17 protein-coding genes are annotated in these 14,871 nt (G+C 71.8%); 10 read left to right on the top strand and 7 right to left on the bottom strand.

Features of this window, described 5'->3' with window-relative positions:
• Positions 1-207: 207 nt before the first annotated feature.
• From ABZZ04_RS19040 to ABZZ04_RS19030, 3 genes are all read left to right on the top strand, one after another.
• Positions 208-633: a CBS domain-containing protein gene (locus ABZZ04_RS19040; RefSeq protein WP_356933353.1), complete on the top strand. Its 426-nt coding sequence runs from the start codon at positions 208-210 to the stop codon at positions 631-633.
• Positions 634-877: 244 nt separating this feature from the next.
• Positions 878-1,237, top strand: coding sequence for a peptidase inhibitor family I36 protein (locus tag ABZZ04_RS19035; RefSeq protein WP_356933352.1), 360 nt, complete (start codon positions 878-880; stop codon positions 1,235-1,237).
• A gap of 28 nt (positions 1,238-1,265) precedes the next feature.
• Positions 1,266-1,601 (top strand): hypothetical protein, encoded by a 336-nt coding sequence (locus ABZZ04_RS19030; RefSeq protein WP_356933351.1) that lies wholly within the window; start codon positions 1,266-1,268, stop codon positions 1,599-1,601.
• 143 nt (positions 1,602-1,744) lie between these two features.
• Here ABZZ04_RS19030 and ABZZ04_RS19025 read toward each other — a convergent pair whose 3' ends face one another.
• Genes ABZZ04_RS19025 through ABZZ04_RS19015 form a run of 3 tightly spaced genes read right to left on the bottom strand, consistent with a single transcriptional unit; the run spans position 1,745 to position 3,747 of the window.
• Positions 1,745-2,497 carry an SDR family NAD(P)-dependent oxidoreductase gene (locus ABZZ04_RS19025; protein ID WP_356933350.1) on the bottom strand — a complete coding sequence of 251 codons (753 nt, stop codon included), beginning with the start codon at positions 2,495-2,497 and terminating at the stop codon, positions 1,745-1,747.
• Complete coding sequence (locus tag ABZZ04_RS19020; protein WP_356933349.1) at positions 2,494-3,480, bottom strand: ketoacyl-ACP synthase III; 987 nt, start codon at positions 3,478-3,480, stop codon at positions 2,494-2,496. The genes ABZZ04_RS19025 and ABZZ04_RS19020 overlap by 4 nt, the downstream gene beginning before the upstream one ends.
• 12 nt (positions 3,481-3,492) lie before the next feature.
• Positions 3,493-3,747 (bottom strand): hypothetical protein, encoded by a 255-nt coding sequence (locus ABZZ04_RS19015; protein WP_356933348.1) that lies wholly within the window; start codon positions 3,745-3,747, stop codon positions 3,493-3,495.
• 167 nt (positions 3,748-3,914) lie between these two features.
• Between ABZZ04_RS19015 and ABZZ04_RS19010 the strand changes: the two genes are divergently transcribed.
• From ABZZ04_RS19010 to ABZZ04_RS18985, 6 genes are all read left to right on the top strand, one after another.
• On the top strand, positions 3,915-4,793 hold the full coding sequence (locus ABZZ04_RS19010; RefSeq protein ID WP_356933347.1) for a class I SAM-dependent methyltransferase: 879 nt from the start codon (positions 3,915-3,917) through the stop codon (positions 4,791-4,793).
• A 10-nt stretch (positions 4,794-4,803) separates the two neighbouring features.
• Positions 4,804-6,372: an NAD(P)/FAD-dependent oxidoreductase gene (locus ABZZ04_RS19005; protein WP_356933346.1), complete on the top strand. Its 1,569-nt coding sequence runs from the start codon at positions 4,804-4,806 to the stop codon at positions 6,370-6,372.
• A 19-nt stretch (positions 6,373-6,391) separates the two neighbouring features.
• Positions 6,392-7,891, top strand: coding sequence for an FAD-binding protein (locus tag ABZZ04_RS19000; RefSeq protein WP_356933345.1), 1,500 nt, complete (start codon positions 6,392-6,394; stop codon positions 7,889-7,891).
• Complete coding sequence (locus ABZZ04_RS18995) at positions 7,891-8,367, top strand: SRPBCC family protein (protein WP_356933344.1); 477 nt, start codon at positions 7,891-7,893, stop codon at positions 8,365-8,367. The genes ABZZ04_RS19000 and ABZZ04_RS18995 overlap by 1 nt, the downstream gene beginning before the upstream one ends.
• Entirely contained in the window at positions 8,364-9,203 is an 840-nt protein-coding gene (locus tag ABZZ04_RS18990; RefSeq protein WP_356933343.1) for an alpha/beta hydrolase, read from the top strand. Before ABZZ04_RS18995 ends, ABZZ04_RS18990 begins: the two co-directional genes overlap by 4 nt.
• A 143-nt stretch (positions 9,204-9,346) precedes the next feature.
• Positions 9,347-9,928: a hypothetical protein gene (locus ABZZ04_RS18985; protein ID WP_356933342.1), complete on the top strand. Its 582-nt coding sequence runs from the start codon at positions 9,347-9,349 to the stop codon at positions 9,926-9,928.
• 34 nt (positions 9,929-9,962) lie between these two features.
• Here the strand turns inward: ABZZ04_RS18985 and ABZZ04_RS18980 are convergent, their stop codons facing one another.
• The 4 genes from ABZZ04_RS18980 to ABZZ04_RS18965 all read right to left on the bottom strand — a co-directional run bounded on the left by ABZZ04_RS18980 (position 9,963) and on the right by ABZZ04_RS18965 (position 13,232).
• A complete protein-coding gene (locus ABZZ04_RS18980; protein WP_356933341.1) occupies positions 9,963-10,955 on the bottom strand; it encodes an AraC family transcriptional regulator in 993 nt (330 codons plus the stop codon).
• Between the two features lie 95 nt (positions 10,956-11,050).
• Positions 11,051-11,536 (bottom strand): anthrone oxygenase family protein, encoded by a 486-nt coding sequence (locus ABZZ04_RS18975; RefSeq protein ID WP_356933340.1) that lies wholly within the window; start codon positions 11,534-11,536, stop codon positions 11,051-11,053.
• Between the two features lie 38 nt (positions 11,537-11,574).
• Positions 11,575-12,237, bottom strand: coding sequence for a hemerythrin domain-containing protein (locus ABZZ04_RS18970; RefSeq protein WP_356933339.1), 663 nt, complete (start codon positions 12,235-12,237; stop codon positions 11,575-11,577).
• 155 nt (positions 12,238-12,392) lie between these two features.
• On the bottom strand, positions 12,393-13,232 hold the full coding sequence (locus tag ABZZ04_RS18965; protein WP_356933338.1) for an NAD(P)H-binding protein: 840 nt from the start codon (positions 13,230-13,232) through the stop codon (positions 12,393-12,395).
• 321 nt (positions 13,233-13,553) lie between these two features.
• Here ABZZ04_RS18965 and ABZZ04_RS18960 point away from each other — a divergent pair, with 321 nt between their 5' ends.
• Entirely contained in the window at positions 13,554-14,852 is a 1,299-nt protein-coding gene (locus tag ABZZ04_RS18960) for a tryptophan 2,3-dioxygenase (RefSeq protein ID WP_356933337.1), read from the top strand.
• The last annotated feature ends 19 nt before the right edge of the window (positions 14,853-14,871 follow it).

The raw sequence follows: 14,871 nt of genomic DNA, 5'->3' as shown, positions 1-14,871 counted from the left end.
CCGAAACTCCGCTCGGCCATTGCCGCCGCAGTCACGTCCCAGACCGGGCGGGCCGTTCTCCAATGCCTTGCCGCCTGTACGCTGCAGGCGCTCCAGAACCGGGGGACGGCGTGCGGCTGCACCCGGCCGAAGTAGAGCGACGGAGGGCGCCCCGATGAACCCCACCGCACGCGACGCACGCCGGTCCGGGCGAGGGGGACCGCCCCGATGAGCACCGGGACGGGCACCGCCGTCGCAGGCTCGATGCACACCTTCCCCAAGACCTCCCCTCCGTCGACGACGGTCGGGCAGGCGCGGGAGCTCTTCGGGAACGACAAGGTGCACGCACTGCTGGTGGTCGACGACGGCGTGCTGATCGCGGTCGTCGAGCGGGCCGACCTGACGGGGCGGGACGACCACGAGCCGGTCGCGCCGGCGGGACGGCTCGGCGACCGGGTGGTCGCGCCGTCCGCCGGACTGCGCGAGACCTGGGACGCGATGGTCGCCGCGGGACGCCGCCGGGTCGCCGTCACCGCCGAGGGCGGCCGGCTGGTCGGCCTGCTCTGTCTGAAGAGGTCGGGGCTCGGCTTCTGTTCCGACGCCGGCGTACGGGCACGGGCCGAGGAACGCGCGGCCGGGGCACGGGGCCGATGACGTCCACCGAGGGGCGCCGGCCGCCGGTTCCCCCCGAGCGCCCCGAACCCCCGAATCCCCGGACCCCGAAGGGCATGTGCGCGCGAGTCGCGCAGGGGGCGTGGGGCGCACTCCCGGCAGAGGACGCACTTCCTGATCCATCCGATGCGCCTGTTACGGACAGTGTTCGAGACATACCTTTGAGTGACAGTGACGGCCATCCGGATTCCGGTCGGCCGCGCAACCGACACCCAGGGGTTCCACCATGCGCAAATGCGCTGTCCTTCTTGCCGTCTGCGCCCTGATCGGCACGCTCGGCGCGGCTGCCCCGCCCACCCGGGCCGGCGGCTTCGAGCGTTGCCCAGCGGCGCGCCTGTGCCTGTTCGCCAATGCCGACGGCACGGGGACGATGGCCTATTTCGCCTCGGGTTCGCCCGATCTCGCCCAGCAGGCCATCGACAACGACACCTCGGCCTACTGGAACCGGACCGGGGCCAACTGGGACGTCTTCGACCTGCCGAACTACCAGGAGCGCATCTACACGCTGTGGGGGGACGAGACCGCACCGATCCAGCTCAGCCACATGACCTGGGAAGACAGTTACTCCTCGCTGCGGCGGCAGTGAAACCCCCACCCGAGAAGGAGACAGCACCATGAGCATCACGCGTTCCACCGCCGTCCGGACCATCGCGGCGGCACTGACCCTGCTGGGCGCTCTGTCCGCCTCGGTACCGGCGATCGCCGCGGATCCCCCGCAGGGCGACTTCACCGCCACCGGGGTCCGCATCCACAGCGGTTACAAGCTCGACTCACCGGTCCGGGGGCACGGCAATCCGGGCGACGGGTACACCTGGATGGGCGGCCAGAGCACGGGCGCCGACGAGGTGCGGTGCCCCGACGGCCAGGTCAAGGACCACTGGACGTACATCCACAACAACAGGACGGGCGTGGAGGGCTACGTCTCGGACTGCTTCATCCGGGAGAACTGACCGCGCCCGCCCACGCGCAGGCGCCCGGCCGGGAGAGCCCGGCCGGGCGCCTGCGTGAACCGCTCGGGGCCGGTGGACCCGGCCGTGTGCCGCGACGGTCCCCGGACGTCACCGGGGCCCGGGGTCCTGCCCCGCACGCGGGGTCAGGTGATGGAGACCCCGCTGTCGATGCTGATGACCTGCCCCGTCATGCAGTCCTGGTCGAGGAACAGACCCGCGCTGCGGGCCACCTCCTCCACCGTCACGAAACGCGGTACGGGGGCCTTCTCCTCCATGCTCTCCTTCACCCGGTCGGGCAGGCTCTCCGTCATGCCCGTGATCATGAATCCCGGGGACAGTGCGTTGACGGTGACCCCGCGTCGGCCGCACTCGGCGGCCAGGGTGCGGGTGAAGCCGATCAGGCCCGCCTTCGACGCGGAGTACGCCGTCTGGCCCGCGGTCGCGATCAGACCGGACGGAGAGACCACGTTGACGACCCTCCCCCACCGCTGCCGCAGCATGTACGGGACGGCCACCCGCGCGGTGTGGAACGAACCGATCAGGTTCGTCCGGATCACCTGGGCCCAGTCCGCCGGCGACTGCATCGCCATCAGCGCGTCCTTGCGGATCGCGCCGTTGTTGACGAGCACGTCCACGGGGCCGAGCCGCTCCCCGATCTCCCGGTACATCGCGGTGACCGCCTCGTACGAGCCGACGTCCCCGGTGACCACGACCGAGTCGTTCGTCAGCTTGTCCTGTACGGCCCGGGCCCGCTCCTCGGAGCTGTTGTAGTGGACCGCGACCCGGCAGCCGAGGGCGTCCAGCTCGATCGCCAGGGCCTGGCCGAGCCCGCCGGACGCGCCCGTGACCAGGGCGACCGGCCGCTCCGGCCGGGTTCCCACCGGTTTTGCGCTCAACTGTCTCCTCCACCCCATTCCAGGAGGACCGATCCCCAGGTCATGCCCGCGCCGAAGCCGGCCAGCAGCACCAGGTCGCCGTCCTCGATCCGGCCCTCGTCCAGGGCTTCGGTCAGTGCGATGGGAATCGACGCGGACGCCGTGTTCCCGTACTTGTGCAGATTGGTGACCAGAGCCTCCGTCCGCAGACCGGTGTGGCCGAGGATGGAGTTGATGATCCTGATGTTGGCCTGGTGCGGGATGACGTGGTTCACGTCGGCCGCCTCGACCTTCGCCTCCTTCAGGGTCTCCCGCACCGTGCGCACCGTGTAGCGCACGGCGTTGAGGTAGATCTCGTTGCCGTTGATCTGCGCGTAGTGCAGACCCTGGCGGACGGTCTCCTCCGTGGTGGGCATCCGGCTGCCGCCCGCCAGTACCTTGAGGCTGCCGGTGCAACTGCCGTCCGCGCCCAGGTTCCAGGCCAGGACCCGGTCCCGGTCCGCCGGCTGGAGCACCACGGCGCCCGCGCCGTCGCCGACGAGGATCGACAGGTCCCGGTCGGCCGGGTTGGCGGTCAGGGTGTGCGTGTCGGAACCGATCAGCAGGATGGGCCGGGGGTCGATCTTGATCAGCGCCATGGCCTGGACCAGTCCGTACACGAACCCCGCGCACTCGGAGTTGACGTCGTGCGCGCTGCCGGCGATGCCGAGTTCGTGGTGGACGAACGCGGACGTGGCCGGGGAGGGCTGCTCGGGCGTGGCGGTGGCGACGATCAGATGCGCGATGTCGCCGCCGCTCAGCCCGGCCTTCTCCAGGGCCCGCCGGCCGGCCTCGACAGCCAGGGAGGCGGTCGTCTGGCCCGGTCCGACGGCCCGGCGCTCACGGATTCCGCACCGGCTGACGATCCAGTGCTCGTCGACGCCGAAGCGCTGCGCCAGCTCCGCGCTGGAGACGACGCGTTCGGGTACGGACATGCCCCACCCGGTGATGTCGAAGCCGTTCACGGGCGGCCCCGCTCAGGCCCGCGCCGGCACGAGCGCGAGGATGCGCTCGTGGACGACGCGCAGGGTGGTCGTGTCGTCGATGTCGGCGAACAGCGACTCGTCGGCGGGGATGTCCGGGTACCTGTTCTGGAACCCGTACAGCCACTCCATCAGGTCCAGCGAGTCCACGTCCGCGATGTGCTGGAGCGGGTGGTCCGGGTCGACCTTCTCGGCGCCCGAGACGGCTTCGAGCTGGCTCGCCAGTTCTTCAATGGTGGGCATGGACATGATGTGCGGTCCTCTCTCACGGGGCTCGGTCGTTCGGAAGGAATCGAATCCCGGCCCACGCAACGCGTGCGCAACACGGGGCTCCGGGCGCCGTCTTGCACATCTGTTGCGAGCGACCCGGTTTTCTCGTCTGCAACACCCGTACGCCGGACAGGAGTTGACGAAGAATGACGACGGTCGCAGACAGGTCGGTCCCCGAGGTCGACGCGATCAGGCACCACTACGAGGTGAGCAACGACTTCTACCGCCTCCTGCTGGGCCCGACCATGATGTATTCCGGTGGGTACTGGGAGGAGGGCGAGGGCCTGACCGAGGCCCTCGACGAGGCCCAGGAGCGCAAGCTCGACACGTTCGTCGAACTCGCGGGGGCCGGCGGCGCCCGCCGGGTGCTGGACGTGGGCTGCGGCTGGGGCACCATGCTCAACCGGCTGACCACCGTGCACGGCGTGGAGCAGGCCGTCGGCCTCACCCTCAGCCGCACCCAGGAACAGTTCATCGCCGGCCTGGACAACCCCAGGATCACCACCCGGGTCGAGTCGTGGGAGGACCACGTCACCGACGACCCGTACGACGCGGCGTTCTGCATCAACGCGCTGGAGCACTTCGTCTCCTCCACGCTGCCGCCGCGCGAACGCACCAGGAAGTACCGGGTGTTCTTCAACAAGGTGGGCGCGGCGCTGAAGCCGGGGGGCCGGTTCGTGCTGCACACCATGACCGCCGAGGCCCTGCCGATGAACCGGCAGCTGCTCGACGACCTGAAGTTCCTCCAGCGCTCCGAGTTCGAGAACTGCCACATCCCGCATCTGCACGAGCTGACGCAGGCCGCCGAGGGGCTCTTCGACATCGTCGAGATCGTCAACGAGCGCGAGTCGTTCGCCGTCGCCTGCCGCGCCTGGCTGGAACTGCTGGCCGCCCGCCGGGACGAGGCCGTCGCCCTGGAGGGCGAGGAGGTCGTGGCCCGCTTCGAGCGCTACCTGGACATCTTCGCCTACACGCTGGAAGACAAGTTCTTCAACAACTTCCGCGTCACCATCGCGCGACGCTGAGGAGGCCGACGTGACGAGCATTCTGGAACCCGCGCGCGACGACGGCGTCGCCGCACCCGCCGCGCCCCGACCGGGCGGCGGCGGACCCACCCGGCACCTGCGGGTCGCCGTGATCGGCAGCGGTTTCTCCGGACTGGGCATGGCGATCCGCCTGCTGCGCGGGGGGACCGACGACTTCCTGGTCTTCGAGCGGGCCGACGAGGTGGGCGGGACCTGGCGGGACAACACCTACCCGGGCGCCGCCTGCGACGTGATGTCCCACCTGTACTCTTTCTCGTTCGCGCAGAACCCGGGCTGGAAGTCCACCTTCGGCAAGCAGGACGAACTGCTCGCCTACCTGCGGGACGTGGCCGACCGGTTCGGGGTCCGCCCCCACATCCGGTTCGGCCACGAGCTGCTCTCCGCCCGCTGGGACGAACCGACGCGGCGCTGGTACATCGAGACCTCGCAGGGCGACTACACCGCCCAGGTGCTGGTCTCGGGCACCGGCTACCTCTCCGAGGCCGCGTACCCGGACATCCCCGGGCTCGACGACTTCGAGGGCACGGTGTTCCACTCCTCGCGCTGGGACCACGGCCACGACCTGAAGGGCCGCGACGTCGCCGTCATCGGCACGGGCGCCTCCGCCATCCAGTTCGTGCCGAAGATCCAGCCCGAGGTGGGGCGGCTCGACCTGTACCAGCGCACCCCGGCGTGGATCGGCCCGAAGAACGACAAGCCGACCAGTGCGCTGCAGTCGAAGCTGCTGCACAAGGTTCCCGGCTACCAGAACTTCCGGCGCAACTTCAACATGTGGGGCCGCGAGATCCTGGCCTTCGTCATGAAGCGGCCCGAGGTCGCCGGGAAGATGCAGAAGATGGCCAGCGACCACCTGGCCAAGTCCGTCCCGGACGAGGCGCTGCGCGCCCGGCTCACGCCCGACTACGTCATGGCGTGCAAGCGGCTGCTGTTCTCCAACACCTGGTACCCGGCGATCCAGCAGCCCAACGTCGACCTGGTCACCGACGCCATCGCCGAGGTGCGCGCCAAGTCGGTCGTCACGGCCGACGGCACCGAACGCGTCGTCGACACGATCATCCTCGGCACCGGGTTCAAGGCCACCGACCGCCCGGTCGCCGGGCGCATCACGGGCCGCGACGGCCGGCTGCTGCGCGACGTGTGGCGCGAGCACGGCATGGCGGCGCACCGCGGCACGACGGTCGCCGGCTTCCCCAACCTGTTCCTGCTCCTCGGCCCCAACACCACCCTCGGGCACTCGTCCCAGGTCGTGATGATCGAGGCGCAGATCGGTTACGTGCTGGACGCCCTGAAGCACATGGAGCGGCGCGGCCTGGCCAGTGTCGAGGTCCGCGAGAAGGCCCAGCGGGCCTGGAACGACGAGGTGCAGGGGCGCCTCGACGGGACCGTGTGGAACGCCGGGAACTGCCGGAGCTGGTACCTCGACGAGCACGGCCGCAACCCGTCGATCTGGCCCACGTACACCTGGCGGTTCCGCCGCCGCACCCGCCGCTTCGACCTGGCCGAGTACCGGCTCGCCACCTCCGTCGGGGCCGGCAGACCCACCCTTGACCACGCATAGCCGAAGGAGAGGAACGCAGATGAACACCACGCTCTCGCGGCGCAAGGTGCTGGGCGGCATCACGGCCGCGGTCGTCGGATGGAGCGCCGCGAGCCAGTCGTGGGCCACCGCGGCCGAGGTGTCCGGTGGCGCGTCCGTGGCGCCGGTCCCCACCCTCGACGGCACGCTGACCACCTCGGCGGCGGACCTGGAACGCTTCCGACAGGACTTCGGCCGGCTGAAGGGCTCGGCGCCCTGGGCGGTGCTGCGCCCCGGCTCCGACCGGGACATCGCCAGAATGGTCTGCTACGCCCGGACGAACGGCCTGAAGATCGCCGTGAACGGGCAGGGCGGCACCGGTACCGACCAGGAGTCGCACTCGGTCTACGGCCAGGCGTCCGTGCCCGCCGGCGGCATCTCCATAGACGCCCGCTCCAGGTCGAAAATCATCAGCATCGACTCGACCGGCGCGGTGGTGGAGGCGGGCGTCACCTGGGGCCAGCTGACGGACGCCGCGCTGAAGTCGGGCCTGACCCCGCCCGCGCTGCCCGACTACATGCACCTGTCGATCGGCGGGACGCTGTCCATCGGCGGCATCGGCGGCACCGTGCAGAAGTACGGCCTGCTGTGCGACACGGTCCAGTCGCTGGATGTCGTGACCGGCAACGGCGACCTGCTCACCGTGTCCCCGTCGTCCTGCGCCGACCTGTTCGACTCGGTGCTGTCGGGCGGCGGCCAGACCGCGATCATCCTGCGCGCCAGGGTGCGGCTGGTGCCGGCCCCCGAACGGTCGGTGGTCTTCAGCCTCTTCTACGACGACCTGGCGGCCTATCTCGCGGACAGCGAGAAGGTGATGGCGGAGAACCGCTTCCACATCCAGGCCGGCGAGACGCTGCGCAGGCCCGACGACTCGGGCTGGCGCTACAAGATGGAGGTCGCCGCCAACTACTCGGGCACCGCCGTCCCCGACCGGGCGAAGCTGCTGTCGGGGCTGCGCGACAGCCGCGCCGAGGCGGTGATCGAGGACGTCGGCTACCGGGACTACATGTTCCGGCTAGACGGCTACGAGGCGTACCTCAAGGAGAGCGGCCACTGGTACCAGCCCAAGCCCTGGCTGAGCCTGTTCCTGCCGGCCTCGAAAACCAGGGCGTTCATGGAGCTCGTCGAGAAGGAGCTGACCGCGGCCGACCTCGGCGGCGGGTTCCTGCTCTTCTACCCGTACTACACGCGCAAGGTGACCCGGCCGCTCGCGGTGCAGCCGGGCGAGCCGGTCGGCTACCTCTTCGACCTGCTGCGGTTCCCCGACCCGGGCGAGACCGGCATCCGGGCGATGCTGGACCAGAACCGCCGGCTGTACGACAGGGCCGTGGCGATGGGCGGCAAGCGGTACCTGGTCGGTGCGGTGCCGGGGATGACGACGGCCGACTGGAAGGCGCACTTCGGGGCCCGCTGGGACGGTTTCTGCCGGGCGAAGCGGCGCTACGACCCGTCGGGCGTCCTCACCCCGGGTCAGGGATTCTTCGGCGGAGGGACGGGCTGATGACAAGTTACGACCTGATCGACGAGGCGGTCGTCGACGCGCCCCGGGAGGCCGTCTGGGACGCGCTGCTCGCCGAGTTCCGCGGCGGGGAAAGCTGGTGGGTGCCGGCCAACACCTTCGCGGTCTCGTCCGGCGCGCCGGACGTGGTGGGCGGCGAGGTCGCGGTCACGGTGCACACCAAGGGCGTCGACAAGGGCGGTCCCAAGCTGCGGTTCACCGCGCGCACGACCGCGGTGGAGCCGGGGCGGCGGCTGTCGGTCGAGTACGTCGACGGGGCCTTCCGGGGCGTGAGCGACTTCGTGCTCGACCCGGTGGACGACGGTGCCCGGACCCGGATCGGGATGCACTTCCGGGGCCGCCCGCACGGCTGGCTGCGAGTGCTCGCCAGGGTCGCCGACATCGGCGCGGAGCACTCACGGGCGACGAGCGCCGCGTTCGTGTCGCTGAACCGGGTCCTGGCGAAGGAGCGGGCATGACCGCGGTCGCGACCGCACCGGTCGCGGAGACGGCGGTCGCGGAGACGGCGGCGTACACGAGTGACGGGGGCCTGCTCGCGCTCACCGTCCTGGCCCCCCTCGGCACCCCGTCGGGCACCACCGTGGTCCTGTCCCACGGCTGGGCGGCGTCCCGGCGGGTGTGGGGCACGGTGGCGGACCGGCTGATCCGGGAGGGCCACCGGGTCGTGCTGTACGACCAGCGCGGGCACGGTGCCTCGGTGCCGGGACGCGAGCCGTTCGGCATCGCCCGCCTCGGCGAGGACCTGGGCACCGTCATCGACCGGGTGGACGCCCCCGACGCGGTGGTCGTGGGCCACTCCGGCGGCGGCTTCGCGGCCCTGTCGTACGTCTCCTCTGGGGCGCGCGCGCTGAAGGGCCTGGTGCTGCTGGGCACGGCGGCGCACGGCCAGGACACCCCGGACGGCGAGGTGCGGATGATGGGCAGCGCGCTGTTCTCCAGGGCGCTGTCCCGGCCGGCGCTGGGCCGCAGGCTGCTGGGGCAGACCATGGGCAAGCGGGCGGACCCGCGGGCCATGGAGGTCAACCGGCAGATGTTCGCGGCCGTTTCGCCCCGGGTGCGGGCGGACGCGTTCCGCTCCTCGCGCGGCATGGATCTGCGCGAGGCGCTCGGGAACGTCCGGGTCCCGGCGGTCGTACTGGCGGGCGAGGGCGACCGGGTGATCGCCCCGGCGCTGGGCCGCGCGGTGGCGGACGCCCTGCCGGAGGCCCGGTTCGAGGAGCTGGGTTCCGTGGGGCACATGCTGCCCCTGGAGGCTCCGGGCGCGGTCGTGCGGGCGGTGCGGGAGCTGGTGTGAACGGACCCCGCACCACGGGCGCCGGGTCGTGACGACATCTCACGACCCGGCGCCCGCACGCGTGTCCGTGCCCCGTCCGGAGGTCGTCGGCCCCGCCGCGCACGCCCCGAGGACCGTCGCGGCGCACCGATTACCCTCCCGGTATGAAGATCACTCTGGGGAGTCTCGCCGCCGGGGCGGGTTTCGGGGCCGTCACCTCACTCGTCAACGCGCTCTCGTCGCCGTACACGGAGATCGGGGCACCGCTCAAGGGCACACCCGGGGGCAAGACCGCCAAGGTGCTCAGTCTGCTGCTGGACGCGGGCTGGGCCTGGGCCGCGCTGGCGGTGGCGGCGGGCCTGCTGGCCGGAACCCTGGTACGGGGCGCGCTGGCCGGGACGCTGTCGCTGATCGCCGCCACGGCGGCGTACTACCTGACGGACGCCTACGTCGCGGACGCCGAGTCCGCCATGGCCTATTGGGCGGTGGCGGCGCTGCTGTTCGGACCAGCCCTCGGCGCGGTGGGAGCGGCCGTCCGGCGCCCCGGACCGGTCGGCCTGTTCGCGGCGCTGACGGTTCCGCTGGGCGCCGCCGCGCAGATGATCGTGATGCCGCCCCGGCCGCACCTCACCCTGACCCCGTCGATCGTGCTGGCCGAGGCCGTCGTCTGGACGAGCGCCGTACTGGGCGTCGTGCTGGCCGTCCGCCGCTTCCGGGCCCAGCGGCGGACGGTGTCACCCGCGTGACGCCGGTCGCCCGGTACGGGCCGTCCGCAGGACGTCAGTCGCCCAGTACGACCGTCTGCGACGGGGCCGCCGAGGGCTGCACGTCCCGTGCGGCGCCGTTCGTGCGGTACTCCTGCGGGCTCATCCCCCGGACCCGTTTGAAGGCCGAGCTCAGCGCGAACGCGCTGCTGTAGCCGACCTGACGGGCCACCGTGGCCACGGTGGCGTCGGGTTCGCGCAGCAGGTCGGCGGCCAGGGCGAGCCGCCAGCCGGCCAGGTACGTCATCGGCGGCTCCCCCACGACCTCGGAGAAGCGGCGGGCGAGACCCGCCCGGGAGACGCCGACCTTGCGGGCCAGCGACTCCACCGTCCAGGCGCTGGCCGGGTTCTCGTGCAGGAGCCGCAGGGCGGGGCCCACGACCGGGTCGGACTGGGCGCGGTACCAGGCGGGCGCCCCGGCGTCCGGTTCGGCGAGCCAGGTGCGCAGCACGTTGACGAAGAGCAGGTCGAGCAGGCGGTCCAGGACCAGTTCCTGGCCCGGCGCGTCGCGGCCGATCTCCTCGGCCAGCAGGGGCACGAGCGGGGTGTCGTCGAGGGCGGCGGGGCGGACCAGGAGGGCGGGCAGGGCGTTGAGCAGACGGCGGCCGATCTCGCTGGGCGCCTGGTACGTGCCGCTGAGCATGACCGCCGAGCCCTGGCCGATCGGGTCGCCCCAGGTGCGCACCCCCAGGGCCATGGTGTCGGTGACGTCCTCGCCCTCGGTGGTGCTGCAGCGCTGTTCGGGTCCGACGGTGACCTGGACGGGGGTGTCCGGGGTGTCGGCGATGGTGTACGGGTCGGGGCCGCGAAGCACCGCGACGTCGCCGGGGCCGATGCGGGCCGGGGCGCCTCGGTCGGGGATCACCCAGGCGTCGCCGTGGACCATGGTGACCAGGGAGATCGGGGCACGGTCCTCGACGCGCAGCGACCAGGGCGGGTTGAAGACGGACTTGAGCAGGAAGGCGCCGCGCGCCTTGGGCCCCTCCAGGAGGCCGGTGAGCACGTCCATGGGTGATCCGTCCGTTCCGGGAGGATGGCGCCCGCCCTCCGGACGGGGGATGGCCGGAGGGCGGGCGCGGCTCGGGGGGCCTGTCGGGGCCGGGATCAGTGCCGGGACGAGGCCAGGGCGCGGCCCAGACAGGCCAGGGCCGCCGTGCAGACGAGTGTACGGGCCGCGTTGGACCGCACCCAGGTCGAGGCGAACGCCCTTCGCAGTTCGGCGAGTTCACCGGCGGTGCGGCCCGATGCGGCGAGGCGCCGGTTGAGGGGGATGTTGACCGTGGCCGTCAGCGCGAGCGCGGCGGTGTAGAACCCGAGCGCCGCCCAGGTCCACCGGGCCGCGGTGCGCCGCCCGATGCGCCGGAGCTGTCCGCCCGCGACGGCCGTGGCGAGGAAGGCGCCGATGAAGACGAGGCCGAACAGGCCGTTCTCGATGGCCTCGTTGATGTGGTTCATCGCGGTGAGGTACGTCCGGTCGTCGCCCCGGTCCAGTCCCGGCATCACGGAGACGTCGAAGGCGAAGTACAGACCCGCGCTGAGCCCCATGGCGATGGTGGCGGCGGTGAGCGCGGGCTGGGCTGCCGTGGACATTGCGGGGTTCCTTCCGTCGGTTCCGTCGGTCGGGGCGATCAGTTCCGTCGGCCGGGGGTGGTGATCGCGGCGAGTCCGCGCTCGTAGCGGCGCCTGAGCACCGTACGGCCCAGGAGGCGTACCGGTGGCGGCATCGTCGCCGCGACCAGGGACACGGACCGCGGTTCCGCGCCATCGAACATCCACGGCGGGAGGTACGTGAGGACGCCCCGCGGCGCGGTGCGCACCAGGCGCTGCTCCAGTGCCAGGTAGTCCCGGGCGTCGAGACGGGCGAAGAGCGGGAAGACCACCTTCTCCTCGGCCGCGAGGTGTTCGTGCAGGACCTCGTCGAACCGGGCGGCCGCCGGTGCCACCGCCGCCGGGTCGGCGCCCGGCCGCAGGGCCGCGCCCACCCCGTCCATCGCCGCGTCCAGCTCGGCGTGGTCCCCGTCCAGTGCCCGTGCCACGTCCTCGGCGCCGGGCAGCCGGCGCAGCAGTTCGGGCCAGAGCAGTTCGTCCTCGCTGCGGTGGTGCCAGTCGATGACGTCGCGCAGCCGTTGCCACCACTCGGCGACGGCCGGGTCCGGTCCGGTGGCGGCGAGCCGGGGCGCGGCGGCCGTCAGCCGTCGCGCGTCGCGGCGCATCGCCACGTGCATGAGCGCGAAGCCGTGGAAGTGCCCGGGCAGGGCGTCCAGGCGCTCGCTGGACATGGTGCTGCTCATGGTCGCCTCCTGGGGCCTCTCGTTCGGATCGTGCCGTGCGCGTGGTGCGGACCTCGTACGTGGTGCGCGGTACGGGGTCCGGTGCCGCGGCCGGGAGTCCGCCGGGTGGTGTCCGACGGGCTCCGGGGCCGTGGCGCCGGGTTCCCGGACCGTTCTCAGACGTTCCAGACGCCGGTCGCGGCGGCGTCCTTCGCGAAGTCGGAGAAGTCCCGCGGCTTGCGGCCGAGGGCCTCCTCCACGCCGTGGACGAGGCTGGCGTTGCGTCCGTCGAGGATCAGGCCGAACAGGTCGGCGAACTCGACCGGCAGCCCGTTCTCCCGCAGGACCGCCCGGTAGTCGTCGAGCTCGACCGGGATGTAGGTGATCTCCCGGCCGGTGGCCTTCGACAGTTCGGCGGCCACGTCGTGGAAGCTGAGCAGCCGGGGGCCGGACAGTTCGTAGGTCCGGCCGATGTGCTTGTCGTCGGTGAGGGCCGCGGTGACGACGTCGGCGATGTCGTCGGCGTCGACGAACGGCTCCACGGCGTCGGCGGTCGGCAGCGCGAGCTCGCCGGAGAGGACGGGCTCCAGGAAGAAGCTCTCGTTGAAGTTCTGGTTGAACCAGTTGGCCCGTACGACGGTCCAGTCGGCGCCGGACGCCTTGAGCTTGTCCTCGCTGATGACCGCGCCCTCCTCGCCGCGTCCGGAGAGCAGCACCAGGCGGCGCGCGCCCTTCTTCACGGCGAGTTCGGAGAAGGCGCCGACGGCTTCGGCGGCGCCCGGGAAGGCGAGGTCGGGGTAGTAGGTGACGTAGACGGCGCCGACGCCGTCCAGTGCCGCCTCCCAGGTGCCGGGGTTCTCCCAGTCGAAGGGCGGTTCGCCGTTGCGCGAGCCCACCCGCACCGGCAGCCCCTGTGCGGTGAGCCGCTCCGCGACCCGGCGTCCGGTCTTCCCGGTGCCACCGATCACCAGGGTCGTCTTCGTCTCGGTCGTCTGTCCGTTCCGCGTGTTCGTCATGCCGATCAGTCAACTCCAGTCCGGTGAGACGGGCCATAGCCACAACGCTCAACTCCATACGCGGGCGTCCAGCTCTTCGGCCCTGCGGAGGAACGGAGTGTCCGAGGCGCCCCACCGTAGGCGGCGGCGGGCGCGGCGGCCACCGGGCCGGACCCGTTCTCGACCGTTCCCCTACCGGTGTTGTGGGCGCGACCGCTTGACCGGGGGCGGACGGGGCGGGCTCCGCCGGGTCCGGGTCCGTTGTGGAGCGAGACTTGAGCGTTCTTCCAGGGGCTCCGGTGAATCTCGAACCACCCACTGCCGGGCCCAAGGAGAAACGAGATGACAGCGACCGAAACAGCGCTCCGGCACGAACTCTCCGACTGGTGCGGTTCCGGAGGGACGGAGGAATTTCCGTACGACGGCGTCATCGACCGTCTGCGTGCCGTGGGAAAGCACTTCCTCGACGAGGAGCTCCTGTCGCTCCTGGCCGAATGCCGCACCCTGCTCCGCGAAGCGGACGCGGGCGACGCCGGAGGCGTCCGAGCCGGCACTGGTGGCGCCGGAGGCGTCCGGGACGCCCACACCGGGCCCTTCCTCGACGTTCTCCTGGACAAGTTCGACGACCGCTACGACTACCCCAGCTACACGGCTCTGGCGCTGCTGCGCAGGGGCGCGCCGGGCCACCGGGCGGGCTGGGAGGTGCTGCGCCGGCACCGCGACCGCACGGTGCTCCTGCTGCTCGCCGACCTGATCGCCTTCGAGCGCCTCGCCCTGGACGGCACCCCGTGCGATCCGCAGGGGATGCTCCCGGACGCCCTGCTCCTGAACAAGCGGCTGCGGCTCGCGGTCCGGGTCATGGAGCCGGCCGCGCTGCGGGCGCTGGACGGGGCCGTCGACCCCGTCACCGTCGCCGAGACGCCGGGCCGCACACCGGCCGGTGAGCTCGCGGACGCCGTGCTGCGCACCACCACCGCCGAGGAGCGACGGCTGCTGCGCACCAGTGTCCAGCCGGTGTACGTGCTGCACGACGAGTACCTCTTCCTGCGGGTGCTCCAGTCGTTCGAGGCCACGTTCGCCTTCATGTCGGCGACGCTGGACGAGGCGGTGCGCACGCTGCGCACCGAACAGCCGGGCGACGCCGCCGCGTTGATCGCCGCGGTCGCCGACGTACTGCGCGAGTCGCTGCCGCTGTTCTCGTTGCTCGCCACCATGCAGCCCGAGTCGTTCCGGCTGTTCCGGCAGTTCACGGAGGGTGCGAGCGCCATCCAGTCCGAGGGTTACAAGACCTTCGAGTCGTACTGCTCCACCCCGGCTCGAGCGAGGCTGGACTCGTCCGCGTTCCTCTCTGTTCCAGACGTACGCGGCGAGGTGCTGGCCGGCCGGGAGACCGTGCAGGGCACCTGGGAGGACGTGATCTCCAGTGGCTGGCTCACCGAGCCGGACGCCGCAGCCGTGCGGGCCGCGGCCCTGCAACTGGAGGCGGTGCACCAGCGATGGAAGCAGACCCACTACCGACTGGCCGTGCGGATGATCGGGACCCGGACCGGCACCGGTGCCACGGAGGGCGTGCCCTACCTGGCGTCGGTGATCTCCCAACGGCTGTTCCCGGCCATGGAGAAGCAGCCGGCCGTCGGCTGACCACGATCTGCGAACCGGA

Origin of the sequence: Streptomyces sp. NPDC006435 (assembly GCF_040612315.1) — a bacterium.
Classification (GTDB): domain Bacteria; phylum Actinomycetota; class Actinomycetes; order Streptomycetales; family Streptomycetaceae; genus Streptomyces.
Note: the sequence above shows the minus strand (reverse complement) of the source record. Positions and strands in the feature narration are given on the sequence as shown.